The organism is Gilliamella sp. B3022 (assembly GCF_028751545.1).
GTDB lineage: Bacteria > Pseudomonadota > Gammaproteobacteria > Enterobacterales > Orbaceae > Gilliamella.
Genome location: NZ_CP071867.1, coordinates 1110179 through 1136082, shown reverse-complemented (window position 1 = coordinate 1136082; position 25904 = coordinate 1110179). Strand labels below are relative to the sequence as shown.

At 33.7% G+C, this 25904-nt stretch carries 21 protein-coding genes; 6 read left to right on the top strand and 15 right to left on the bottom strand.

The genetic code is table 11. The features are described from left to right. Positions 1-184 precede the first annotated feature (184 nt). Positions 185-1189 (top strand): LacI family DNA-binding transcriptional regulator, encoded by a 1005-nt coding sequence (locus tag J4T76_RS05115; protein WP_267341065.1) that lies wholly within the window; start codon positions 185-187, stop codon positions 1187-1189. 39 nt (positions 1190-1228) lie between these two features. Here J4T76_RS05115 and J4T76_RS05110 read toward each other — a convergent pair whose 3' ends face one another. Next, positions 1229-2698, bottom strand: a complete 1470-nt coding sequence (locus tag J4T76_RS05110) for a glycoside hydrolase family 32 protein (protein ID WP_267341064.1) — start codon at positions 2696-2698, stop codon at positions 1229-1231. 322 nt (positions 2699-3020) lie between these two features. Here J4T76_RS05110 and J4T76_RS05105 point away from each other — a divergent pair, with 322 nt between their 5' ends. Together J4T76_RS05105 and J4T76_RS05100 are read left to right on the top strand one after the other, a co-directional pair. Continuing rightward, positions 3021-3980: an aminoimidazole riboside kinase gene (locus tag J4T76_RS05105; RefSeq protein ID WP_267355937.1), complete on the top strand. Its 960-nt coding sequence runs from the start codon at positions 3021-3023 to the stop codon at positions 3978-3980. Between the two features lie 4 nt (positions 3981-3984). Continuing rightward, entirely contained in the window at positions 3985-4536 is a 552-nt protein-coding gene (locus J4T76_RS05100) for a sugar O-acetyltransferase (RefSeq protein WP_267345814.1), read from the top strand. A 6-nt stretch (positions 4537-4542) separates the two neighbouring features. Here J4T76_RS05100 and ispC read toward each other — a convergent pair whose 3' ends face one another. The 12 genes from ispC to miaB all read right to left on the bottom strand — a co-directional run bounded on the left by ispC (position 4543) and on the right by miaB (position 19065). Beyond that, on the bottom strand, positions 4543-5727 hold the full coding sequence (gene ispC, locus J4T76_RS05095; protein ID WP_267341061.1) for a 1-deoxy-D-xylulose-5-phosphate reductoisomerase: 1185 nt from the start codon (positions 5725-5727) through the stop codon (positions 4543-4545). A gap of 2 nt (positions 5728-5729) precedes the next feature. Beyond that, positions 5730-6491 (bottom strand): DNA-binding transcriptional repressor DeoR, encoded by a 762-nt coding sequence (deoR, locus tag J4T76_RS05090; RefSeq protein WP_267341060.1) that lies wholly within the window; start codon positions 6489-6491, stop codon positions 5730-5732. 54 nt (positions 6492-6545) lie between these two features. Next, positions 6546-7211 carry a deoxyribose-phosphate aldolase gene (gene deoC, locus J4T76_RS05085; RefSeq protein WP_267341059.1) on the bottom strand — a complete coding sequence of 222 codons (666 nt, stop codon included), beginning with the start codon at positions 7209-7211 and terminating at the stop codon, positions 6546-6548. A gap of 573 nt (positions 7212-7784) precedes the next feature. After that, complete coding sequence (gene frr / locus J4T76_RS05080; protein ID WP_324123795.1) at positions 7785-8342, bottom strand: ribosome recycling factor; 558 nt, start codon at positions 8340-8342, stop codon at positions 7785-7787. A 30-nt stretch (positions 8343-8372) separates the two neighbouring features. Then, entirely contained in the window at positions 8373-9107 is a 735-nt protein-coding gene (gene pyrH / locus J4T76_RS05075; RefSeq protein ID WP_267341057.1) for a UMP kinase, read from the bottom strand. A gap of 122 nt (positions 9108-9229) precedes the next feature. After that, complete coding sequence (tsf, locus tag J4T76_RS05070; RefSeq protein WP_267341055.1) at positions 9230-10090, bottom strand: translation elongation factor Ts; 861 nt, start codon at positions 10088-10090, stop codon at positions 9230-9232. A gap of 85 nt (positions 10091-10175) precedes the next feature. After that, positions 10176-10913, bottom strand: a complete 738-nt coding sequence (gene rpsB, locus J4T76_RS05065) for a 30S ribosomal protein S2 (protein ID WP_267341054.1) — start codon at positions 10911-10913, stop codon at positions 10176-10178. A 928-nt stretch (positions 10914-11841) separates the two neighbouring features. Further along, entirely contained in the window at positions 11842-13023 is a 1182-nt protein-coding gene (locus J4T76_RS05060; RefSeq protein ID WP_267354796.1) for a serine hydrolase, read from the bottom strand. 14 nt (positions 13024-13037) lie between these two features. Continuing rightward, complete coding sequence (mrdB, locus tag J4T76_RS05055; RefSeq protein ID WP_267341051.1) at positions 13038-14144, bottom strand: peptidoglycan glycosyltransferase MrdB; 1107 nt, start codon at positions 14142-14144, stop codon at positions 13038-13040. A 2-nt stretch (positions 14145-14146) separates the two neighbouring features. After that, on the bottom strand, positions 14147-16084 hold the full coding sequence (gene mrdA / locus J4T76_RS05050; RefSeq protein ID WP_416380287.1) for a penicillin-binding protein 2: 1938 nt from the start codon (positions 16082-16084) through the stop codon (positions 14147-14149). Positions 16085-16102: 18 nt separating this feature from the next. Further along, a complete protein-coding gene (locus J4T76_RS05045) occupies positions 16103-17119 on the bottom strand; it encodes a PhoH family protein (RefSeq protein WP_267341049.1) in 1017 nt (338 codons plus the stop codon). A gap of 518 nt (positions 17120-17637) precedes the next feature. Then, a complete protein-coding gene (miaB, locus tag J4T76_RS05040; RefSeq protein ID WP_267341048.1) occupies positions 17638-19065 on the bottom strand; it encodes a tRNA (N6-isopentenyl adenosine(37)-C2)-methylthiotransferase MiaB in 1428 nt (475 codons plus the stop codon). Positions 19066-19673: 608 nt separating this feature from the next. On the opposite strand from miaB, the gene J4T76_RS05035 reads away from it, so the two are divergent. Continuing rightward, positions 19674-20933 carry an N-acetylmuramoyl-L-alanine amidase gene (locus tag J4T76_RS05035; protein WP_267341046.1) on the top strand — a complete coding sequence of 420 codons (1260 nt, stop codon included), beginning with the start codon at positions 19674-19676 and terminating at the stop codon, positions 20931-20933. Between the two features lie 44 nt (positions 20934-20977). Here the strand turns inward: J4T76_RS05035 and rsmG are convergent, their stop codons facing one another. Continuing rightward, positions 20978-21577 (bottom strand): 16S rRNA (guanine(527)-N(7))-methyltransferase RsmG, encoded by a 600-nt coding sequence (rsmG, locus tag J4T76_RS05030; protein WP_267341045.1) that lies wholly within the window; start codon positions 21575-21577, stop codon positions 20978-20980. Further along, positions 21555-23447: a tRNA uridine-5-carboxymethylaminomethyl(34) synthesis enzyme MnmG gene (gene mnmG / locus J4T76_RS05025; protein ID WP_267354798.1), complete on the bottom strand. Its 1893-nt coding sequence runs from the start codon at positions 23445-23447 to the stop codon at positions 21555-21557. The genes rsmG and mnmG overlap by 23 nt, the downstream gene beginning before the upstream one ends. A 950-nt stretch (positions 23448-24397) precedes the next feature. Here mnmG and hda point away from each other — a divergent pair. Next, positions 24398-25081 carry a DnaA inactivator Hda gene (gene hda / locus J4T76_RS05020; protein ID WP_267341172.1) on the top strand — a complete coding sequence of 228 codons (684 nt, stop codon included), beginning with the start codon at positions 24398-24400 and terminating at the stop codon, positions 25079-25081. Position 25082: 1 nt separating this feature from the next. Beyond that, positions 25083-25862 carry a Cof-type HAD-IIB family hydrolase gene (locus J4T76_RS05015; protein WP_267354800.1) on the top strand — a complete coding sequence of 260 codons (780 nt, stop codon included), beginning with the start codon at positions 25083-25085 and terminating at the stop codon, positions 25860-25862. Positions 25863-25904 lie beyond the last annotated feature (42 nt).

The following is a 25904-nucleotide window of genomic DNA, read 5'->3' as shown; positions in this document are numbered from 1 at the left end:
TTGTTGAAGTTTAACGTTAACATGTTAATGTTAACATTATTGTCATATTTAGTATGAAATAGATACATCCGATTATCATAATTGCTACTTAGCTCACACTTTTTATCATTACTTTTTGTGGTATCATCACATATAAGCAATGATTGATAACAATTTTTATTATATTGAGTAAAAGGATCTAACTATGGCTTCACTTAAGGATGTTGCAAAATTGGCATCGGTGTCTTTGATGACAGTTTCTCGTGCAATTAATAATCCTGAAAAATTAAATAAACAGACATATGAACGTGTAAAACAAGCCATTGAGCAACTCAATTATGTGCCAGATCTCTCAGCCAGAAAAATTCGTGGCGATAACTCAGGTCCTTGTGCTATTGGTGTTTTAGCTTTAGAAACGGCAATAACACCATTTTCAGTAGAATTATTACAAGCTATAGAAAAAACTGCCCAAACTCATGGTTGGAATACCTTTATTGTTAATTTATTTGATGATAAAGATCCTGATCATGCAATTAATACTCTTTTATCCTATCGTCCTAACGGTATTATTTACACTACTATGGGACTAAGGAAAGTTGATATTCCAGAAAAGCTGCTTGGCAAAAATATTGTTTTGGCAAATTGTGTTACTGACAATGAAAAGCTAGCTTGCTATATTCCCGATGACTACACAGGTCAATACCAAGCGATGCAACAAGTGATACAAAAAGGCTATAAAAAACCGCTATGCATTTATTTATCAGAAAAAACATTGGCAGGTAAAACACGTCGTAAGGGTGCCGAACAAGCATGGCTTGATGCAGGAAAAAATTTAAGAAAAATAATTAGTTATCATATGTCCATATTGGAAAACAATATTACTCAAGAATACATGATGACAATTGATATATTGAAACAACATTGTAATAACACTCCTGATTTTGATGTATTAATTTGTGGTAATGATCGCATTGCTTTTGTTGCCTATCAATTTTTACTCAGTCAAGGACTTCATATACCCAACGATGTGGCCATATTAGGTTACGACAATATGGTGGGCACTGGCGAATTATTTTACCCACCGCTTACTACAGTTCAATTACCGCATTATGAAATAGGCAAGCAAGCAGCGTTACATATCATCAATGGTCAAACAGAAACAAACATAAGCTATGTGGCTTCGCCCTATTTAGAAAGAAACTCTTTGTAAATGAATTGACCGCTTGATAGCGGTCAATTCAAGCATAACTTAAGCATAAATAGATTTTAATTGCCAACTGTCGAGCTGAATAATTTTGGCACTACCATTTTCAGCAAATAAATTTATCTGCCGTTCTGCTGGTAATTTAGGATAGATACGACTTGAAAGACTATACAAATCATCATTAACAAATACTTCAACCGATGATGCATCAATATAAATATGTAACGACAGTTTTTTCGTTTTTGGTAGCGGTACACTACGATAACCTTTTAATTCAATTCCAGAAAGACTACGATCAAGAACAATACGTTTTGATTGTAAATCCACATATAACAATGTTGCTTGTTCACCATTTTTGGTTGCCGATAGCTGCAAACCAAATCGCTCTGCAGTACTTTGTGATAAATCAAACTCAACATTCAGTTCACAGCTAATGGATTTAATATGAGTATTTTTCAGTTCACTATTAAGAATTATTTCACTTAATGATTGTGACTGTTCACGGAGCGCAGCCAACTCTTTAATTGGACGATTGCGAACATTATTATTGTGATCCAATATCAATTCACGAGGAAGTGTAAAAGAACCCATCCATTTATCTTGTTTACTTGGCATGGTCGATTCCCACATATCCATCCAAGCAAACACAATTCGTCGTCCATCAGCAGCAAGAAACGATTGTGGCGCATAAAAATCATGGCCAAAATCCATTTCTTGAAATGATTTGATTATTGAAAACTTTTTACCTGGCTGCCAATCACCAACAATATAACCAGATTGAAAACGATTTCGATACTGATAGCCTTTAGCCTTCATACCTTGTGGCGAGAACATTAAAATCCATTTATCACCAAGTTTGAAAAAGTCCGGACATTCTAGCATATACACATTAGGATCGATATTACTAACAATAACATGGTCAAATGTCCAACGTTTAAGATCTTTTGAATGATAAAGTAAAATTTGCCCAACATCATCAGTATCACGTTGCCCAACAACCATCCACCATGTATCATCTTGAAGCCAAACCTTAGGATCACGAAAGTGCATAATACCATCTTCTGGCGCAAGTATGGTACCGTGTTTTTTAAAATGGACACCATCTTTACTGGTTGCTAAGCATTGTGATTGAGAAATTTTTTCATCATTACCTTGACCGGCTAACCAAATATGGCCTGTATAGATTAAGCATAGCTCGCCATTATTATTGACTGCTGAACCAGAAAAACAGCCACTTTTATCGTAATCATCGCCAGGTGCAATAGCAATAGGTAACCTTCTCCATGTTACCAGATCATCGCTAACAGCATGCCCCCAATGCATTGGTCCCCAATTTTCATTATAAGGATGATGCTGGTAAAAAGCATGATATTGACCTTTAAAATAGATCAAACCATTAGGATCATTCATCCAGCCAGACTGTGGCGCTAAATGAAAATGCGGATAATATTGTTTGTTCATCACTTTCTCTAGCTTTTTCACAGCTAGATTCGCTTCATCAATAGCAGTAGACATAATAACCCCTTTTTTATCCAGTATGACATATATAATTTACATACTACTCCAAATTAACTGTTAACGTTAACTATTGATAAAAAAATAGATAAAATATGTGATGGAAGTCACACATTTTTAACGTTAACAATGAATTTTTTGGCAAATGATTTAGTCTATGACTAATTTTAAAAAAAGACTTTTATTAATTATAATAATAAACTATACATCCACTGTTTTGCTAACAAAATATAAAAATGGCTTATTTTACGAAATTTGGCAATAACCAATATCTATACTAAGCTTAAATTACCGTAGTAACTAACTATGATCGAGTAAAAAAATGAATAGTACAAAAATTTGGTCTCTTGGGGATGCTGTTATTGATTTGTTGCCATTTGGTGATATGAATTATCAAGCTTGCGCTGGAGGTGCTCCGGCTAATGTTGCTATTGGTATTGCTAAGTTAGGACTGCCCTCTGGTTTTATTGGTAGAGTTGGTAATGATCCATTTGGTCACTTCATGGAAAAGACTTTTTGTGAGCATCATGTTGATTGCCAAAGTCTTGAAAAGGATGAGGAGCATAGAACAAGCACTGTTGTTGTTGATTTAGGTGAAAATGGTGAACGAAGTTTTACCTTTCTGGTTTCACCTTCGGCCGATCAATTTTTGTCTGAACAAGCACTTCCTGATTTTAATCAAGATATTCTTCATTTTTGTTCTCTAGCATTAGTTGGAACAACTTGTCGACAAACGCTCAAACAAGCTATTGAGAAACTTAATGATAAAAATGGTTTAATTAGTTTTGATATCAATTTACGTGAACAAATGTGGCAAGATAAAAATGAAATGCGCACAATTATCACTCAATTCTGTCATGATGCTGACATTCTTAAACTCTCTGATGAAGAGTTGTTTTGGTTAACTGAGGGCCAAGATTGGCATGTAGCACTCGATAAATTGCAACAACATTATAATGCACCACTTAAGTTAGTTACCAAAGGTAGAGATGGTAGTATTGTGTTATGGCAAGGTAAAACTTTTACTTTTGACTCATTTCATGTCAATAGCATTGATACAACTGGAGCTGGTGATGCATTTATTGCCGGCTTACTTAGTAGTATCGCTTCGTCAGGAATGCCTGAAGATAAATTAATGTTAGAAAGTATGATGACCATTGCCAGTGCCTGTGGCGCCTTAGCAACTACCAAAAAAGGGGCATTAACAGCACTTCCCGATAGCGCATTTTTGCAATCATTTATTAGTGATAACCCTGCTTTATGCGCTAAACAAATGGCGTAATAAAATGACAGAAAAAGATAAAATGTTAGCAGGTTTGTTGTATGATCCTTGTATCAACTCACTTACTAATGAACGACTTTATGCGCAAGATCTTTGTTTTCAATTAAATCAATTATCACCATTAGCCGTAAATCAACGGCAACATCTCTTTGAAAAATTATTAGGAAAAACAGGACAACAATTTACAATTATGCCCGGTTTTCAATGTGATTATGGCTACAATATTGAAATTGGAGAGAATTTTTTTGCTAATTTTAACTGCATCATGCTTGATGCGGCCAAAATTACATTCGGAAATAATGTCCTTGTTGCACCCAATTGCGGTTTTTATACCTCAGGTCACCCACTTGATAGCCAAATACGCAACAGTGGGCTTGAGTTTGCCAAACCGATTACGATCGGTAATAACGTTTGGATCGGGGGTAACGTAATTGTACTACCCAATGTGACTATCGGGGATAATACGGTTATTGCAGCTGGCAGTATTGTAGATCGAGATATTCCTTCAAATGTCGTTGCCATGGGAACACCATGCCGAGTGTATAAAACACTTTAATGCCATTTAAACTATCTGTTTGCTACATTGTGCTCTAGCCCATGCATCAATAGTGAACACATCATCAATAGTGGCAGGTTCCGGAAAATTAAGTTGATCTAACGTGGTTGCAACTTGTTTGGCAATATCCATAAAACCAATTTTATGCTGTAAAAATGCTTCAACTGCCACTTCGTTGGCAGCGTTAAGCGCTGTTGTTGCCGTTTGCCCGTCACCGCAAGCCTCAATGGCTAATTTTAAGCATGGATAGCGAATAAAATCAGGTTGATTGAAGGTTAATGATGAGATTTGAGTAAAATCTAAAGCAGAAACACCGGATGAAATACGTAATGGATAAGACATTGAATAAGCAATTGGCGTACACATATCTGGCACGCCTAATTCTGCAATAATACTGCCATCTAGATAACGTACCATTGAGTGAATAATCGATTGAGGATGTACTATAATCTCCATCTGTTCAGAACTAGCATTAAACAACCAGCGTGCTTCAATGTATTCTAAGCCTTTATTCATCATCGTTGCCGAATCAACTGAAATCTTTTTACCCATTGACCAGTTAGGATGTAAAGTCGCTTGCGCAGGCGTGACTGAAGTTAATTGATTTAACGGTAGTTCCCGAAAAGGTCCGCCAGATCCGGTTAACACAATTTTGGCGATACCATGATCAGTCAGATTAGCAAATCCAAGATCATGTTGTACTGCGGTAGGTAAACTTTGAAAGATCGCATTATGTTCACTATCGACCGGCAGTAGCTCGGCGCCATATTGCTTCACCGCTTGCATAAATAAATGCCCACAAGTGACTAATGACTCTTTATTAGCGAGTAAAATGCGTTTACCTTTTTTAATTGCAGCAAGAGTCGGCCTTAATCCTGCTGCACCAACAATTGCAGCCATAACTTGGTTAACTTCGGGGAGCTGTGCTAAATCACACATAGCTTGCTCACCACTCAGTACTTCTATATTCAATTTTAGGTTAGCTAAATTTGCTTTAAGCTGCTGCGCTGCTTGTTTGCTCGCCATAGCAACATATTTTGGTTTAAACTCCTGACACTGCTCTGTCATTTTTGCAACATTAGTGCCACCTACTAGCACATAAGCTTTGTATAAAGTTGGATTTTGCCGAATGACGGCTAACGTGCTACAGCCGATCGATCCTGTTGAACCTAAAATTGCGATATTTTTCATAATTAATAAATTAAACCAATGTTATTTTCTTCAAAGTAAGCGACGTAGTTTAAATCCGGTGCTCTATCGGTCATCACCAAATTAAACTGATCAAGGTTACAAATAAAAGCCGGTTTAACTTGATTAAACTTAGTATGATCGGCAATTAAAATATTTTGATTCGATTTTTTCATCGCCTGATGCTTCATATTTAGTTCATCAAAATGGTAACAAGTTGCACCTTGAGTGAGATCAATACCCGCTGCCGAAATAAAAGCTTTATTTGGACAGATAAAATCGAGCGGATTATGGGAACTAATGCCGGTAAAAATTGCATTATTAAGCTGATATTGCCCACCACATAAAATGATTTTACATTTTGGTTTGTTTTGTAACGCTAGAAAAGCATTGAGTGAATAGCAGATTGCAGTAAAAGCAATATCATCACTAATTTCATCAATGATAAATTGCATGGTTGTACCGCAATCAAAAAAAATAGTATCGTTCTCATCAACAAATTGGCTAACTAGTTTGCCGATATAACGCTTTTCATCTACATGTTTATCTTTTTGATCTGAAACAAAATATTGCGATATGGTATGGCGTGCTTGGTTAACTACATAACCGCCTAAAACAGCTAAACATGAAGATTGATTACTAAGATCTCGACGAATTGTCATTTCAGAAACAGCAAGCATTTGCGCTGCTTGCTTTAAATGAATTTTATCGGTAATTTTTAATTGCTCAATAAGTGCATTAATTCTTTTTTGCGGTTGCGTTTCCATTGCCATTCCATAAATAGCAATAAGCTACTATACAGTAGCTTATAAAAGGATGAATTAATAGCCGCTAGATGATGCGTTATCGCCTGATACAATTGCAATACCAGCACTAGCGCCTAACCGTGTTGCACCAGCTTGAACCATTTTTTCAGCAGTTTGACGATCTCTAATGCCACCTGATGCTTTGACACCCATTTTATCACCGACTGTTTCGCGCATCAATTTAACATCTTCAACAGTTGCCCCTGATAAGCTAAAACCAGTTGAAGTTTTAACAAAAGCAACGCCAATTTCTTTACAAATTGTACAAACTGTAACGATTTCTTCTTTAGTTAATAAGCAAGTTTCTAAAATAACTTTTAACGGCACTGAACCACAAGCATTAAATACCGCTTGAATATCTTCTTTAACCGCCGTTAAATCATTGCTTTTTAGCCAGCCGACATTGATAACCATATCGATCTCTTCTGCGCCAGCTTTGACTGCCATTTCAGTCTCAAATGCTTTAGCAGAAGTCAGCATAGCCCCTAAAGGAAAGCCAACAACTGAACAAACCTTTACATCGCTACCTTTAAGCAAGCTAGCGACTAAAGGCACATAGCCTGAATTAACACATACAGAATAGAAATGATACTGCTTTGCTTCTTCACAAAGTTTACGTATTTGATCTTCTGTGGCATTCATCGCCAGTAAAGTATGATCAATATACTTTGCATAATCCATAATGATGTCCTTTAATTTTTGTTAGTAATGTCTAGTAAATGATTTTAGTATTAAGTAAATGATGTTATAAAAATAACATATATAGCCATACAATGTTATTTCCGTAACATTATATACTTAAATTTTGATAATTAAAAACTAAACTATTTACTAAACTTAGACAATTGAATCAAATTGAAGTGATTGGTATGAAAAAGCTAAGCAATGTGCAATTTAACATTACCTATTAATTGAAGATATGATGCGTGATTCACTAAATCAAATTGGAAACCATGATTTTAAGAAACTTGATTATCTTTAGTGGCAAATAATGCGCTAATACAAACAGAATGTTTACCCTTTAATTGTGCACAAGCGCATTATTTGTATTGAGTAACTATAGATAAACTCAGTTAGACTTTATCGCTTAAGATAGAAAGATAATTGTTTATCGAGTGATTTTTTATTTTTGATCTATTCGCTAACGGATAAAACTAATATTTTGTATTTTTCAGCGGTAATTAACTGATTGATAATTGATTGGTAAAAATCAAAAAAACCTAGTTTTATCAACTAGGCTTTTTAGACAAGAGATTAAAATTCCATTAACTCTTTTTCTTTATCTGCAAGCACTGCATCTAATTTTTTGATAGCTGCATCTGTTGCTTTTTGAATTAAATCTTGTGATTTACGTTCATCATCTTCTGAGATTTCTTTATCTTTTAACAAAGCTTTGATTTGATCGTTAGCATCACGACGAATATTACGAATTGACACACGACCTTGTTCTGCTTCATTACGGACTATTTTAGTTAAATCACGACGACGTTCTTCAGTTAACGGTGGCAGAGGTACTCGAATAACTGTCCCTGCTGAAGCAGGATTGAGTCCTAAATCAGAGGTTAAAATCGCCTTTTCAATCATTGGTGTTAATGATTTATCAAATACCGTAATGGCTAAAGTTCTTGCATCTTCAGCGACAACGTTAGCTAGCTGACGTAGTGGTGTTGGGCTACCATAATATTCAACCATAATCCCATCTAATAAACTTGGCGATGCACGGCCTGTTCTAACTTTAGAAATATGAGTTTGAAACGCATCAATACTTTTTTCCATGCGCGTTTGCGCTTCTTTTAAAATCTCATTTAACATAATAAAAACCTTATATTGAAATAAAAAAGACTAACAGCTAACTGTTGCCTGATTATTAATTAATGTTCCTTCTTGTTCACCTAAAATGACCCGACGTAACGCACCTGGCTTGTTCATATTAAATACACAAATAGGTAAATTATGATCACGCGCTAAGGTGAAGGCTGCTAAGTCCATCACTTTTAATTCGTCATCCAATACTTTTCCATAATTTAATGTTTTATACAATGTTGCCGTTGGATCTTTAACAGGATCAGCTGAGTAAACACCGTCAACTTTAGTTGCTTTTAAAACTACGTCAGCTTCAATCTCAATACCACGTAAACATGCAGCAGAATCAGTTGTGAAAAATGGATTACCTGTACCAGCAGAAAGAATAACGACTTTACCATGACGAAGCAAGCTAATCGCTTCAGTCCAACGATAATCATCACATACACCATTTAAAGGAATGGCTGACATTAAACGAGCATTAACTTCAATTCGATGCAACGCATCACGCATAGCAAGACCATTCATTACCGTTGCCAACATACCCATATGATCGCCAACAACACGGTTCATTCCTGCTTTAGCAAGACCAGCACCCCGGAATAGATTTCCCCCTCCAATAACGACAGCAACTTGAACATTCATTTCAATCAGTTCTTTAATTTCTTGTGCCATACGATCAAGAATGGTTGGATCAATACCAAAACCTTCGTCGCCTTGCAGTGCTTCACCACTAAGTTTAAGTAAAATTCGTTTATAGAAAGGGGTTGCCATATGAAGTCTCACTATTCGTTATTTCGTTACTTAATTACCTGACAAGCTATACTTGTTAACAGTAATTTAAAAATATTTTGTAGATAAACAAAACCGCCTTGACGGCGGTTTTTATGAAACAATTAAGATTGTTTCGACATCGCAGCAACTTCTGCTGCAAAATCAACTTCGACTTTCTCGATGCCTTCACCCACTTCAAAGCGGATAAATTTAGCAACTGTCGCTTTTTTCTCTGCTAATAAATCACCTACTGTTTTACTTGGATCCATAACAAATGGTTGACCAGTAAGAGAAACTTCACCAGTGAATTTACGCATACGACCTTCAACCATTTTTTCAGCGATTTCACGTGGTTTACCTGATTGCATAGCGATATCAATTTGGATATTACGTTCATGTTCAACCACATCAGCAGGTACATCACTTGGGCTGACATATTCTGGTTTACTTGCTGCAATGTGCATAGCAATATGTTTCACTAATTCTTCGTCACAGCCATTGTTTGCAGCAACTAAAACGCCAATACGTGCACCATGTTGATAACTACCAACAACTTCACCAGTAATTTCTTGAACACGACGAATACCGATGTTTTCACCGATTTTAGCAACTAAAGCTGTACGTTCTTCTTCAAATTTTGCTTGTAAAGCAGCAAGATCTGTTAAACCATCATTTAATGCGGCTGTGGCAACTTTTTCACTAAATTCTAAGAAACCAGCGTCTTTAGCAACAAAGTCGGTTTCACAGTTGATTTCTAAGATTACACCTGATTTTTTATCAGCAGCAATTTTAGAGATAATTACACCTTCAGCAGCAACACGACCTGCTTTTTTAGCAGCTTTTGCTTGACCAGATTTACGCATGTTGTCGATAGCAAGATCGATATCGCCATTCGCTTCAACTAATGCTTTTTTACATTCCATCATACCTGCGCCAGTTCTTTCACGCAGTTCTTTTACCATAGAAGCGGTAATTTCAGCCATTTTTAAATCCTCTAGTTAACCATTGTGATGATTGTCATTAGAATAGGTCGATACTGATTATCGACCTTGAAAATATTTGAGTTTATTACTCAGCTGCTGGAGCTTCTTCAACGAAGCTTTCTTCAGATACTGGAGATTGGTTTTGCTCACGACCAGAACGTACTGCTTCAGCTACTGCATTTGCATATAGTTGAATAGCACGAATCGCATCATCATTACCAGGAACAACGTAATCAATACCATCCGGATCTGAATTAGTATCAACAACAGCAATGACTGGAATACCTAAATTGTTAGCTTCTTTGATAGCGATATGTTCGTGGTCTGCACCAATAACAAAAATCACATCGGGTAAGCCACCCATATTTTTAATTCCACCCAAGCTATTTTCTAATTTAGCCATTTCTCGAGCACGCATTAATGCTTCTTTTTTGGTTAATTTGTCAAATGTACCATCACTAGCTTGTGTTTCTAAATCTTTTAAACGTTTGATTGATTGACGTACTGTTTTCCAGTTAGTCAACATACCACCTAACCAACGGTGATTTACGTAGTATTGCCCACAGCTTTCAGCCGCTTGTTTAATCGCTTCGCTAGCTGCACGCTTTGTACCAACAAATAAAATTTTACCTTTACGAGCGGCAATCTTGTTTAATTCAGCTAATGCTTCGTTAAATAAAGGAACTGTTTTTTCAAGATTGATGATGTGAACTTTGTTACGAGCACCAAAAATAAATGGTTTCATTTTTGGGTTCCAATAACGAGTTTGGTGTCCAAAGTGTACACCCGCTTGTAACATATCGCGCATTGATACTGTAGTCATGATTTCCTCATTTTGACGTTGGGGTTATGCCTCCACATATCCGCTTTAACCGACCTTATTGAAAAAAACAAAAGGCACCCCGGAAAAGAGTAATGATATGTGTGTGTTATAACGTTAATTAAATATTAAAATTTGTGCTTACTCTTACAACGATTTTTTGAAAAATGAATGTTAAAAGCAGCGCGCGTTTTATACCATATTTAGATAAAATTTGCCAGCGTTATTTTTTATAAAAATAATAGAAAGAATAGAAAGAATAATGTAGTGCTTTAAAAAAGCAAATTACATTAAAAATAACAATCGAACAAATCTTATGAAGTTACTAAGTATTTTATCTATCAAGAAATAAAAACGTTGATCCTGTTAATGCTACATTTTTAATCGTTAATTAACCTTCTAATTATGCTTCTGCTCTAAATAGTATTAAAATATCAACTGATAAAGAGATACTATCACTAACAAAATTAAATGTATGTCAAAAGAAAGTTAAAAGAACAGGAACTAATGAGGTGATTGCCGAACAAATCAATTTAGATAAGATATATATTGGAGAGTCTTCTGATTCAATGATTTTATCACCTAATATAAAATAAGTGACAAGTATGAACAATTAAATGTCTCTACGCAACTTGAAAATTCTAATGTCTTACATAAGGTAAATTTTTATACAGTTCCACATCGTTATATTTTTACATTCCAAAATTTTTTTGCAAAAATAATTGTAAAATATTAATCATCTATTCTTTTAAAAGTCATAAGTAATAAACAAGCTATAATTATAGATCAAGTTAGAATAAATATCGTAGTGTGACAAACAAAGTAAAAAAGTGTTGTAAGAATGTTACTTTAGCGCAGTAAATGAGTTTAGTTTTTTATGCTATAAAAAAACCATTCAATAAGTTTTACTTATCAAATGGTTTCATAAAATTTAGTTGAACATTTGATTGAACTTCAAACAAATCCAATCCCATATCGATCCAAATAATCCTGTTTCTTCAACATTTTGCAGTGCTACTAATGGTTGTTCATTAATCACTTTTCCATCTAATAAAAACTGTATTTTACCAACACTGGTACCTTTAGTAATTGGCGCATAAATATAATCATCAATAATATATTGTACTTGTACATCAGCAGAACGTCCTTTTGGTACAGAAACGAAAGCACCATTAATCGATCCTAATGGAACTTTATTTTGATCTCCATACCAAATTGTTTCATTCACTAATGAACTCTCTGCTTTAACAGGATTTGCCGTTTCGAAAAAGCGAAATCCCCATACTAATAATTTTTTACTTTCTTCTTCACGACCTTTAAAAGTTCGACCTCCTAACACCACTGAAATCAAACGCGTATTTCCATCTACAGCAGAAGCAACTAAATTATAACCTGCCGCATTAGTATGTCCTGTTTTGATCCCATCAACATTTAATGTTGTATCCCAAAGTAGACCGTTACGATTTAATTGGGGTTTAGAGAGGGTATAAGTAAATTCTTTTTCTTTATAGATTGCGTATTCATTTGGTAAATCACGAATTAATGCTTGCCCTAAAAATGCCATATCTTTGGCGGTTGTATATTGTCCTGGTGCATCAAGTCCGTGTACAGTTTCAAAATGCGTATGCTCTAAACCTATTTTTTTAGCATATTCATTCATTAAATTAACAAAAGCACCTTGACTACCAGCAACATGTTCAGCCATAGCAATACATGCATCATTACCAGATTGAATGATAATACCTTTATTTAGATTAGCAACTGAAACTGTTTTACCCACTTCTAAAAACATTAGCGATGATCCTTTTAATGCAGGATTGCCAGTTGCCCAAGCATCTTTACTTACGACAACCATATCATCATTTTTTATACGGCCTGATTGTAATGCTTGACCTATAACATAACTAGTCATCATTTTAGTTAAACTAGCCGGATCACGTTGTTGTTCCGCATTATATTGAGCTAAAATTTCCCCCGATTTGGCATCAATTAAAATATATGACTCTGCATTTAATTGTGGAATAGCAGGAATAGGAAAAGCCATTTCAGCTGACGCAGTTGAACAAATCGCGAGTGCTAAAAACGCGAAAGATAATTTAAATTTCTTTTTCATTTATTTGAATTCCGTTAAATGTTTTTAGATAACATGTATCGATGTGTATGAATAGACATCATAATGCCAAAACTTGCCATTAAAACGACTAAAGAAGAGCCACCATAACTTATTAGTGGTAATGGTACACCAACTACTGGTAAGATTCCACTGACCATACCAATATTAATAAACACATACACAAAAAAGACTAAAATTAGCCCGCCAGATAAAATTCTGCCAAAAGTTGTTTGAGCTTGTGAAGCAATAATTAATCCACGTACAATTAAACATAAAAATAGAATAAGTAGAACGATTGTACCTACAAAACCAAATTCTTCCGCAATAACCGAAAAAATAAAATCGGTGTGCCTTTCTGGTAAAAATTCTAATTGTGATTGAGTCCCACTAAGCCAGCCTTTACCCCAGATTCCACCTGATCCAATCGCTATTTTTGATTGGATGATATGATAACCAGCTCCACTAGGATCGAGTTCAGGATTGAATAACATCAAAACACGAAGCCGCTGATAATCATGCATTAAGAAAAACCACATAATTGGTAAAAAAGCAGCAATTAAAACAACAGCAATCAAAATAAACCGCCAATCAATTCCGGCTAAAAAAATAATAAAAATGCCAGACATAACGATTAAAATAGCCGTACCTAAGTCAGGTTGCATTGCTACAAGTAAGGTCGGTACACCAATTATAGCCAAAGTTTGTAACGTTGTTTTTAGTGTCGGAGGACAGCCATCACGATGGATAAATTTTGCTACCATCAATGGTACTGCAATTTTGGCAATTTCAGAAGGTTGAAAACGTAAAATACCCAAATCTAGCCAACGCTGTGCACCTTTACTGGTATAACCAAAAATATCCACTAATAGTAATATTATAATGCAGATTATATACAATGTAGGTGCCCATGTTTCATATGTTCTAGGTGAAAACTGTGCAAAGACAATCATCACAATAAAACCTAACATAATTTGAATGACGCGTTTTTCAATCATATCGATATCTTGGCCAGTTGCACTCCAAAGAATATAAAGACTATAACCAAGTAATAAAGTAATAAATAGAAAAAATAGTGGATCAATATGTATCTTTTGCCAGAAAGATTTTTTTATATTATTCATAATTAATCTTCAATTCCCGTATTTGGTGATGATTCATTTAATTCCATTGAATTATTACCAAGAAGGTAAAAATCTAATATTTTTCGCGCTACAGCACCACCGTTTGAGCTTCCACCTCCACCATTTTCTAAAACAATAGCTAAAGCAATTTTGGGTTTATCATAAGGTGCATAAGCAACAAACAAAGCATGATCACGTAAATGCTCAGGAACCTTATGAGCATTGTAGACTTCATCTACTTTTAATCCATAAACTTGGGCCGTCCCCGATTTACCTGCTGCTTGATATTTGGCATCAGCATAAATTTTACGTGCCGTTCCTCGCGAACCAAACATAACACGATACATACCTTCTTTAGCAAGCGCCCAATAACTTGGATTAACATCAGATAAACTATTATTTTCCAAATATTTATCTGGATTAATTATTGGCTGTTGCTCATTAGAATTTAAAATATCGCTCTTTTTATATAATAAAAAATGTGGGGTATAGGTTTTACCATTGTTGATTAATATAGTTAATGCTTTTGCCATTTGTATTGGGGTTGCCGTCCAATAACCTTGTCCAATACCAACAGGAATCGTATCTCCTTGTAGCCAAGATTTTTTATGGCGTTGTATTTTCCATTCACGGCTGGGCATAACAGCACGGCTCTCTTCATTGGAAGATATATCAATACCTGTTCTCTCACCAAAGCCGAATTTAGTCATCCATGCTTTTAAGCGATCAATGCCCATATCATAAGCAACCTGATAAAAATAGGTATCGACAGATTCTTCTATTGCTCTTAATACATCAACTCGCCCATGTCCCCATTTTAACCAATCCCGATAGCGTCGCTCGGTTCCTGGTAATTGCCACCATCCTGGATCGTTAACGACGCTTTTTGATGTAACAACCCCTTCACTTAAAGCAGCAATAGCAATATAAGGTTTGACCGTTGAAGCAGGTGGATAAGAACCAAGTAATGCTCGATTATAAAGAGGTTTATTCGGATCATTAAGCAATGCTTTATATTTATCATTCGATATCCCCCCTACAAATGGATTAGAATCATAGGTAGGACTTGAAACCAAAGCTAAAATTTCACCATTATTAGGGTCAATAGCAACTACAGCTGCTTTACGACCAGCTAACAATTGTTCTATATAACGTTGTAACTTAAGATTGATAGATAAGTAGATATCCTCACCAGCTTGAGGTGGATGTTGATTAAGTTGACGTACGATTCTTCCTCTACTGTTAACTTCTACTTTTTCATAACCAGGGATGCCATGTAATACATCTTCATAATATTTTTCAATCCCCATTTTTCCAATATTAAACGTCGCAACATAATTGCTACTTTTATTTTCATCTTCTAAGCGTTGTTTATCTTGACCGTTAATTTTTGAAATATAGCCAATAATATGAGTCAATGATGCTTCATATGGGTAATAACGATGCTGTATCCCAACAATAGAAACATAAGGAAAGCGATGTTGGTCAACAACAAAACGGGCTATCTGTTGTTGGGTTAAATTATCTTTTAATGGAACAGGGCGATGAGCTTTATAATTTCGGCGTTCCTTTTGAAAATTCTCGATATCTTCATCAGTTAAATCAACAATAGTTTTTAACTGATTAAATTGTTCATTAAGGTTTTTAATTTTATCAGGAATGATATTAAGTTGATAAGTGATATTGTTAATGGCCAATGGTGTACCATTACGATCATAGATCATACCACGACTCGGCGGTATGGGAATGATTTCAATACGATTATTATTAGATTTAGTGCTGTAATAACCATAATTAGCAATCTGAAGATCAGCTAAATTAACAAGTAAAACTAATAATAATAAAATAATGACAATAAAAGCAAATAGTGCTCGTCGCAAAAATAAATTGGTTTCTGCAGAGTGATCACGAATATTGCTTTTCTTTTTGTTACTTAAGATAGGGATAGTAATACTCCTCTAAATACTTTTAACAGCATGATGCTGCTGTTCTTCCCATTTTTGATAAGCATTAACAATTCTGGCAACGACAGGATGACGAACCACATCATCACTATTAAAAAAATTGAAACTAATTTCGTCAACTTTACTTAATACTTCTATAGCATGACGCAAGCCAGATTTTTGATTGCGAGGAAGATCTATTTGGGTAACATCACCTGTTATTACCGCTTTAGAATTAAAACCAATACGAGTTAAAAACATCTTCATTTGCTCAATAGTAGTATTTTGACTTTCATCAAGGATAATAAAAGCATCATTAAGTGTACGTCCACGCATATAAGCAAGTGGCGCAATTTCTATAATGCTTTTTTCAATGAGTTTTTCCACTTTTTCAAAACCTAGCATTTCAAACAAGGCATCATAAAGAGGTCGTAAGTAAGGATCAACTTTTTGACTGAGATCGCCAGGTAAAAAGCCAAGTTTTTCACCAGCTTCCACAGCCGGACGAGTCAATACAATTCGACGTACTTGTTGTTTTTCCAATGCATCAACAGCCGCAGCTACGGCTAAATAAGTTTTACCGGTTCCAGCAGGGCCAATACCAAAAGTGATATCATAATCCAAGACATGCGCAATATATTGTGATTGATTAGGGGTTCGAGGTTTTATAACGCCACGTTTAGTTTTTATCATCACCAACTTTCCCGCTGGATGATGAACATATGTTGGTAAGTGTTCACTTATTTTTTCAAGCGCACCTGACTCTTTTATTGTCAAGTGGACATGCTCAGATTCTATTTCTACAATTTTATTATTATTTTTGGTATGTTTATAAAGAGACTGTAAAATATCCTTTGCAGCTTTAACACAGACAGCATTACCTGTTATAGCAAATAGATTTCCCCGATGATTAATTTCAATGCCTAATCGACTTTCAAGTTGTTTAATATTGTCATCATAAGGACCACAAAGACTATTAAGCCTCTTATTATCTGCTGGTTCAAGTACAGTTTCGTGTGTAATAATATCCAAAGTTAAGTCCCTCTTAATAATAATTTAATCACTAAGACGCTGTTCACATAAAGAGCACTTTTCAACCTCTTTTAAAATCCATTTTTCAACGGTTACAGCTAACAATATTTTATAACACTATATTATTAAATGCTTTTTTTAGATTACTGTTTATGAAATCATTGCGCTTTTTATTATTTTTAACATAATGTTTGTTGTTCAAATGTTAGCAGTATATATTCTAGTACTTTTTCATTATAATCAGAATCGCAGTAATGATATTTTATATATTTCCCTAACGTTTTATTACTAAAAATAGGGATAAAAAAGTAAAAATTTTAGCGACTTTTATTTAATTATCTTATTATTTTTTTTAATAAATAATAATTTTTTGCCTCAGGGGAGAATAGCGACATTATCCACTGTGTTTATTGGCTTACCGCCACAAGTCTCCAATATGACAAACATATTATTTTCCTTTCATCTCATTGTATATAATAATTTTAATATTATAAGTCAGCTAAATATCTACTTTTTTATTATGGATGATAAATTCCCACCCCTAAATCATTTTCTTTACGAGTTCGAGATATCACTGACATTGGTGATTGACTTACTCGTAAATCCATTTCATCTTCGGTTCGAATTACTTTACCACGTAATGAATTTGGATAAACATCCGTAATTTCAACATCAACAAATTTTCCAATCATATTAGGGTAACCCTCAAAATTAACTATACGATTGTTTTCAGTTCTACCTGTTAATTCCATCAAATCTTTTTTAGACGGACCTTCAACTAAAATACGTTGTACCGTATTTAACATTCGACGGCTAAATTGCATTGCTTGTTGATTAATACGTTCTTGAAGAATATACAGACGCTGCTTTTTCTCTTCTTCTGATACATTATCTTCCATTTCTGCAGCAGGCGTACCTGGGCGAGCGGAATAAACAAAACTGTAACTTAAATCAAAATTCACATCAGCAATAAGTTTCATGGTTTGTTCGAAATCTTCTTGTGTTTCTCCAGGAAAACCTACAATAAAATCCGAACTAATTTGAATATCAGGACGCACTTTACGTAATTTGCGAATAATGGATTTATATTCAATTGCAGTATGAGTTCGTTTCATTAAATTTAATACTCGATCAGACCCACTTTGTACAGGTAAATGTAAGAAATTAACCAGTTCTGGGGTATCACGATATACATCAATAATATCATCAGTGAATTCGATTGGATGACTAGTAGTAAAACGAATACGATCAATACCATCAATAGCAGCAACTAAACGTAATAACTCAGCAAATGAACAAATATCACCATCAAAGGTTGGTCCGCGATAAGCATTAACATTTTGACCCAGTAAATTCACTTCACGTACACCTTGTTCTGCAAGTTGTGCTATTTCATAAATAACATCATCACAAGGTCGACTTACTTCTTCACCACGAGTATAAGGTACCACACAATAAGTACAATATTTATTACATCCTTCCATAATTGAGACAAATGCTGTTGGACCTTCACTACGAGGTTCTGGTAAACGGTCAAATTTTTCAATTTCAGGAAAACTGACATCAACCACATGTTTACCCTTACCACTACGTATTTGCTCTATCATTTCAGGTAGACGGTGAAACGTTTGCGGTCCAAAAATGATATCAACAAAAGGGGCACGTTTGCGAATATGCGCACCTTCTTGAGAAGCTACACAACCACCTACACCTATAATAATATTAGGATTATGTTGTTTAAGATTTTTCCAACGCCCTAATTGGTGAAATACTTTTTCTTGAGCTTTTTCTCGAATAGAGCAAGTATTCAGTAATAGAATATCTGCTTCTTCTGGATTTTCAGTTAATGTTAAACCATGGGTAGATTCAAGAAGATCAGCCATTTTGGTTGAGTCATACTCATTCATTTGGCATCCCCATGTTTTTATATGTAATTTTTTGCTCATCAATAACTCAGCTATAATTAATTGTTAAAATGAAAACGGGTTTAAATCCGCGATTTTAGCGCCCCATATTGTAATCCTTTGTGATTGTAGGGTCTATAATAAAATAAAAAACGTTAATGCAATGTAATATTGTATATTTTCTAATAAACTTTACTGGCATATAGAAGATCATCAATTAACCATATTTAAAATTTCTATAATCACGAAATAAATCTTAATATCTGATTAATTATCTATTTTATATTTGATAATAAAATTTTACATAAATCTCTTTTTAATTATTGCAATATATTAAATATTGATAACTAAAATAATGTGTTATTGAAAATAATCAGAATAAATGAGATTAACATTAATTCAAAATTGGATTTAAACCCGTCTCTTGCATGATGATAATTAACAAGTAGAGTAAGTTATATAAAAAATAGAATAATTTAATAAGATAAATAAAAAATGGCTATTTACAAAAAAGATTTATTTAAAATAGCAAATATGGATAAATTCTCAATTAAAAAGAGCAAGCGAAGATGATAATCATTCTTTTTAAAAAAGAAATATTTTATGTTATTATTCGCGCTTAATTCTCTTAGTAAATAAATAGTTTAGATATGCCCAAAACACTCAGTCCAACAAAGCGCCTATTAATTAAAGGTATCATTGCGACATGTTTATTATCTGTCACGCGTGTTGGTTTTGCCGCAACATTAGCAAAAGTGGTTGCAGTACGTATTTGGCCTTCATCAACCTATACAAGAATAACAATAGAAACAAACACACGTTTAAAATATAATCATTCTTTACTAAACAATCCAAAAAGGCTTGCTGTTGATATCAATGATATTAATTTAGATACAGCCTTAAAAAAAATTTCATCAAAAGTATTAAGTCGTGATCCTTATATTAAATCGTTGAAAGTTATTCAGCTCAATAGCAAAACAGTAAGAATAATGATCGAATTAAAACAGGATATTAACCCAAATACTTTTACACTTCCACCAATTGGAAAATATAAAAATCGTTTAGTTATCGATCTTTATCCATCTAAAGTAGCTTTAACTGAAGATAATGATCCTTTACTTGCTCTATTAGAAGAGTATAAAGAAGGCGATCTTAGTAAAAAACAGTCTGAAATCAAAATTGATAACAATAAAAAGAAAAATTCACAGAAGAAAAGCACACAAACTCCACCAGTAGTAGTTGTACTTGATCCTGGTCATGGTGGTGAAGATCCTGGCGCTATTGGTTTTAAAAAAACACGAGAAAAAGACATTGTTTTACAAATAGCTCGTCGTACTTACAGTCTACTTAAAAAAGAGCCTAATATAAAAGTCTATATGACTCGTAATGAAGATGTGTTTATTCCTTTAAATGTACGAGTGGCAAAAGCACGTTCTTTGCAAGCTGATCTTTTTATTTCCATTCATGCTGATGCTTTTATAGATCGATCTGTAAAAGGATCATCTGTTTTTGCCCTTTCAACTAAAGGGGCAAGTAGTTCAGCTGCTAGCTATTTAGCACAAACTCAAAATGAAGCTGATCAAATTGGTGGTATAAGTCGCAGTGGTGATAAATATTTAGATAATACCATATTAGATTTAGTACAAAAAACTACGCTGAGTAATGGTGTAATATTGGGCAGTTCTATTTTAAACCGCATGAAAAGCGTCAACAAATTACGTAAACCATCAATTGAGAAAGCAGGTTTTGCGGTATTAAAAGCTCCTGATATACCTTCTGTTTTAGTTGAAACAGCCTTCATTAGCAATGTTAATGAAGAACAAAAATTAAATACAGCTGCATTCCAGATCCAAATATCTAACGCAATCGTTAATGGTATTAAAGATTACCTGAAAAAACGTAAAAAATAAATTTTCTAAGAAGTTTCAGGTAAACTATATGTTTAAGATATAATCTATTGAATAATAACTAAACTTCTTTCTGCATCTAATTCTGGGACAGTCAGTTTTATATTTTGTTTAAGAATAAAACCTTCAGGAATGACATCAATATCGCTACCTTTTAAGGCATAGAAAGCACCTTGTTGATTAGGAAGATGTTTACACCAACTAAGCATATCTTGCAAAGAAGCGAAGGCTCGACTGATTACTCCATCAAATTTTTTATCGATATACTCTTCAATACGATTTTGTACAGGATTGATATTTTTTAATTTTAATTCAAATTGTACCTGTTTTAAAAAACGAATACGTTTACCTAAACTATCAACTAAATCAAATTGCTTATCAGGATTAATAATAGCTAGTGGTATACCTGGTAGCCCAGGACCTGTACCCACATCTATAAAGGACTTACCAATTAAATAAGGGGATACAACTAAGCTATCCATGATATGTTTAATGAGCATTTCTTTTGGATCACGCACCGCAGTTAAATTATAAGCCTTATTCCATTTATTAAGCATTTCAACATAATCAACCAGCTGATCAATTTGTAGATCAGTGATCGATAGATCCGTTTGATCAATAAGATTAATGAGTTTCTTTTTTAACATAATTCTTCTTTTTTAAATAAACTAATAGCATTGAAATCGCTGCCGGAGTAATACCCGATATACGTGAAGCTTGTCCAATTGACACAGGTTTATGTTGCTTTAATTTAGCCACAACTTCATTTGATAAACCTGAAATTTCCGCATAATCAATATGCTCTGGAATAAGAGTTTCTTCATTACGTTTTTGGCGTTCAATTTCTTCAATTTGTAATTTTATATAACCATCATATTTAACTTGTATTTCAACTTGTTCTGCTGCTTGATCATCACTTAGCCCTGGTGCAAATAGAGACAAAGATTGTAGTGTTTTATAACTCATTTCAGGACGTTTAAGCAACTCTTCGCCATTGGCTTCTTTGGTAAGGTTAGCGCTTAATACCGCATTAACTTCATCAATTTTTTCAATGTGAGGATGAACCCAAATATCACGTAAACGCGCTCTTTCTTGCTCAATAGCTTCAAATTTTTCATTAAAACGTTGCCAACGATAATCATCCACCATACCTAATTTACGGCCAATTTCCGTTAAGCGAATATCTGCATTATCTTCACGTAGCATTAAACGATATTCAGCACGCGAGGTGAACATGCGATAAGGTTCATTGGTACCAAGTGTACAAAGATCATCAACTAACACTCCTAAATAAGCTTGATCACGAGTTGGATACCATTGATCTTGATCATAAACAAAACGAGCTGCATTTAATCCTGCCAGCATACCTTGAGCAGCGGCTTCTTCATAACCTGTAGTACCATTGATCTGTCCAGCTAAAAATAAACCTTTGATCACTTTACTTTCAAGTGTTGGTTTGAGATCTCGAGGATCAAAATAATCATATTCGATCGCATAGCCAGGTCTGACAATATTAGCATTCTCTAATCCTTTCATACTCCGTACAAAGGCTAGTTGAACATCAAATGGTAAACTCGTTGAGATCCCATTCGGATAGATTTCATTACAGTTTAATCCTTCTGGTTCTAAATAGATCTGATGCGAATTACGATCCGCAAAACGCATAATTTTATCTTCTATTGATGGACAATATCTTGGTCCAACACCTTCAATAATACCAGTATACATAGGACTACGATCCAAACTATTTCGAATGATCTCATGTGTTATTTCATTGGTACTGGTAATATAGCATGGGATCTGTCTAGGATGTTCACTGGCTTTACCTAAAAATGAGAATACTGGTGTAGGATCGTCACCATATTGGGTATTTAATTGTGAAAAATCAATTGTTCTAGCATCAATCCTTGGTGGAGTACCTGTTTTTAAACGCCCCATTCTAAATGGATATTGATGTAATGCTTTAGATAAACCAATTGCAGCAGGATCACCTGTCCGTCCACCACTATAATTATCAAGTCCTATGTGGATCTTACCATCTAAAAATGTACCTGTGGTTAATACAACTGCTTTTGCTTTGAAAGAAACACCCATTTGAGTCACAACACCTGTGATCTGATCATTTTCGATGATCACGTCTTCAACTGATTGTTGAAATAACATTAAGTTTTCTTGGTTTTCAAGGGTTGTTCTTATTACTTTGCAATATAAAGATCGATCTGCTTGAGCGCGCGTTGCTCTTACCGCGGGTCCTTTACTACTATTTAATATTCGAAATTGGATCCCTGCCAGATCAATAGCATGAGCCATTAATCCTCCCATAGCATCAATTTCTTTAACCAAATGACCTTTACCTATACCACCGATAGCTGGATTACAGGACATTTGACCTAATGTATTGATATTATGGGTTAAAAGTAGTGTTTTTCGCCCCATTCTTGCTGATGCCATAGCGGCTTCGGTTCCTGCATGTCCACCACCTACAATGATGACATCAAAAAGATCTGGATAAAACATAAAAAAGCCTCGTACGTTATTTTATATATAGGCGATCAAATATTTTTTGATCATGTGATTTGGATTTATTTAGCGTAGGGAATTTTACTCATCTTTTTCATTACGTCAAATGATCTATTTTGATCGCGATCTAAATTAAATAAGATCTTTTATATGATCTTTTATTTTTATTATTATTATGTTGGATCTTTTCTGTTGATAACTGGTATTTATAATTATTTTATAGGATCTTATACAATAGTTAACTCTGTTAATTGATCGGATCTTTTCTTGTTTAAAATTGTTGATAAATAGATTACTTATCCACAAAGAATTTATTTTTTTGGGTTGTTAATATGCTTATCACAGCTTGTTATCCAGTTTTAGCACAGAGTTATCCACAGAAAATAAATTTGTTTGCTTATTTTTTAGCTTTTATTGATTTAATTTTATACTTGATTATATGATCTATTTTTTGAAAAAGAGTGGAGGATCACATTAACAGGTAAGATCTTTGAAAAGATATTTCGTTTTTACTTTTAATAAAAATACTTTTAGATCAAAAAATATCGCTTAAGTTAATTCAATGATTTTATGCTATATTAAAGTTCGTTTATAATACTATAAAAGAGGATTTGTGCTTAAATTATTTATAATAAGAAGATAAAATTGATGTGATTAAAATTGTTTAATGATATTTGAATAATGCAAAATATTTTTATTTATATAGATATCATTTATTCTATTATTAATAAATAATAATAGTATGGTTAGTTTTATACCAATACAAATTGTATATATCATTATTTAATATTATAACTTTAAAAGTTTACAAAGTATTTTGTTGTTTTAAAATTAAATATTTAATAAGCCTTTATGGGATCTTATTTACTTTTCTATAAAAGTGATTGATTTTTGTAAAAGCAAATTTATACTTAATGCGATTCGTTTTTTTATTGTGAGGTTTTTTTATTACTCTTTCACAGCTACCTTTACCTTTTTCATTACCTAATAATGAAACTTTTGATAGTTTTTATGTAGGTGATAATCAATTATTGTTTGATTCTTTACAAACCTTATTGGGTAAAGAGAGTTTTAATGTCTTTTATATATGGTCAGCAACAGTTTCTGGTCGTACTCATTTATTACATGCATCAAGTCAAAATAAGTTAGCCAGTTATATTCCTTTAAAGCAATACTATCATTTGGTTCCTGAAATTCTACAAGGATTAGATAATTATGATTTAGTGTGTTTAGATGATATTGATGCGATAGCGGGTCATAGAGATTGGGAAGAGGCTATTTTTGATTTATTTAATCGATTAACGGAAAAGAACATTTCTAAATTATTAATTACTGCAAGTGCGCCACCTAAACAAATTTCTTTTATCTTACCAGATTTGGTTTCTAGATTGTCTTGGGGACAAGTTTATCAATTAAAAGAATTAAGTGATGATGATAAACTCAAAGCTTTACAGTTAAGAGCCCAATTAAGTGGATTTGAATTATCAACAGAAGTTGGATTATTTTTATTAAAACGTGTTAATCGTGATATGCGTACCTTATTTTCATTATTAGAAAAATTTGAAGTAGCTACATTAGCTCAACAACGTAAGTTAACTATTCCTTTTATTAAAAATATTTTGGATTTGTAATATGATTAAAAAACCCGAAGCTATCGTTTTTTTTGACTTAGATGGTACTTTATTTAATAGTAATATAGATCTATTGCCGAGTTCTTATAATGCAATAAAAAAACTTAAAAAAAATAATATTATACCTATAATAGCAACAGGAAGAACACCACTTGAAGTAGTTAATTTGATGAAAGAAACGGGAATAAATTCGATTATAGGGATGAATGGACAAGTCGTTGTTTATGAAAAAGAGGTCGTATTTACCAATAATATTGATAAAAATGTCATTACTCGTTTATATGAATTTTCTAGGGAGAAAACGAATATTCCGTTGTCTTTTTATAATTATCAGACGATGCGAATTAGTGAAAATAGTCAACCTGCACAAAAATTTTACCATTATTTAAAACAAGATGTTCCTTCTGTTGATGATCAAATTTATTTAAAAGAACCGATTCAAATGTTGTTATTGCTTTGTGAGCAAGGTGAATCATCTTATCGTGAGCTATTTCCTGAACTCACTTTTATTCGTAATACTCCTTATTGTGTTGATGTCTTTAATCATGGTGGTTCAAAAGGAAGAGGTATCAGTGAACTATTAAAAATGAAAGGTTTTAATGACGTACCTACATATGCCTTTGGTGATGGTATGAATGATTTGGAAATGTTCCTAACCGTTGATCATCCAATAGCTATGGGGAATGCAGTTAAGACGCTAAAAGACAAAGCTCAATACGTTACAGATACTAATGATAATGACGGTATTGCTAAAGCACTAGATAATTTTGGCTTAATTTAAAATATTAAAAAATCATCTAATGGATTAGATCAGATGATTTTC

What these genes read in the sequence shown, in the direction of transcription:
- J4T76_RS05115 (WP_267341065.1), top strand. Translation starts at nt 185, where the DNA reads ATGGCTTCACTTAAGGATGTTGCAAAATTGGCATCGGTGTCTTTGATG.
- J4T76_RS05110 (WP_267341064.1), bottom strand. Translation starts at nt 2,698, where the DNA reads ATGTCTACTGCTATTGATGAAGCGAATCTAGCTGTGAAAAAGCTAGAG.
- J4T76_RS05105 (WP_267355937.1), top strand. Translation starts at nt 3,021, where the DNA reads ATGAATAGTACAAAAATTTGGTCTCTTGGGGATGCTGTTATTGATTTG.
- J4T76_RS05100 (WP_267345814.1), top strand. Translation starts at nt 3,985, where the DNA reads ATGACAGAAAAAGATAAAATGTTAGCAGGTTTGTTGTATGATCCTTGT.
- ispC (WP_267341061.1), bottom strand. Translation starts at nt 5,727, where the DNA reads ATGAAAAATATCGCAATTTTAGGTTCAACAGGATCGATCGGCTGTAGC.
- deoR (WP_267341060.1), bottom strand. Translation starts at nt 6,491, where the DNA reads ATGGAAACGCAACCGCAAAAAAGAATTAATGCACTTATTGAGCAATTA.
- deoC (WP_267341059.1), bottom strand. Translation starts at nt 7,211, where the DNA reads ATGGATTATGCAAAGTATATTGATCATACTTTACTGGCGATGAATGCC.
- frr (WP_324123795.1), bottom strand. Translation starts at nt 8,342, where the DNA reads ATGTTAAATGAGATTTTAAAAGAAGCGCAAACGCGCATGGAAAAAAGT.
- pyrH (WP_267341057.1), bottom strand. Translation starts at nt 9,107, where the DNA reads ATGGCAACCCCTTTCTATAAACGAATTTTACTTAAACTTAGTGGTGAA.
- tsf (WP_267341055.1), bottom strand. Translation starts at nt 10,090, where the DNA reads ATGGCTGAAATTACCGCTTCTATGGTAAAAGAACTGCGTGAAAGAACT.
- rpsB (WP_267341054.1), bottom strand. Translation starts at nt 10,913, where the DNA reads ATGACTACAGTATCAATGCGCGATATGTTACAAGCGGGTGTACACTTT.
- J4T76_RS05060 (WP_267354796.1), bottom strand. Translation starts at nt 13,023, where the DNA reads ATGAAAAAGAAATTTAAATTATCTTTCGCGTTTTTAGCACTCGCGATT.
- mrdB (WP_267341051.1), bottom strand. Translation starts at nt 14,144, where the DNA reads ATGAATAATATAAAAAAATCTTTCTGGCAAAAGATACATATTGATCCA.
- miaB (WP_267341048.1), bottom strand. Translation starts at nt 19,065, where the DNA reads ATGAGCAAAAAATTACATATAAAAACATGGGGATGCCAAATGAATGAG.
- J4T76_RS05035 (WP_267341046.1), top strand. Translation starts at nt 19,674, where the DNA reads ATGCCCAAAACACTCAGTCCAACAAAGCGCCTATTAATTAAAGGTATC.
- rsmG (WP_267341045.1), bottom strand. Translation starts at nt 21,577, where the DNA reads ATGTTAAAAAAGAAACTCATTAATCTTATTGATCAAACGGATCTATCG.
- mnmG (WP_267354798.1), bottom strand. Translation starts at nt 23,447, where the DNA reads ATGTTTTATCCAGATCTTTTTGATGTCATCATTGTAGGTGGTGGACAT.
- J4T76_RS05015 (WP_267354800.1), top strand. Translation starts at nt 25,083, where the DNA reads ATGATTAAAAAACCCGAAGCTATCGTTTTTTTTGACTTAGATGGTACT.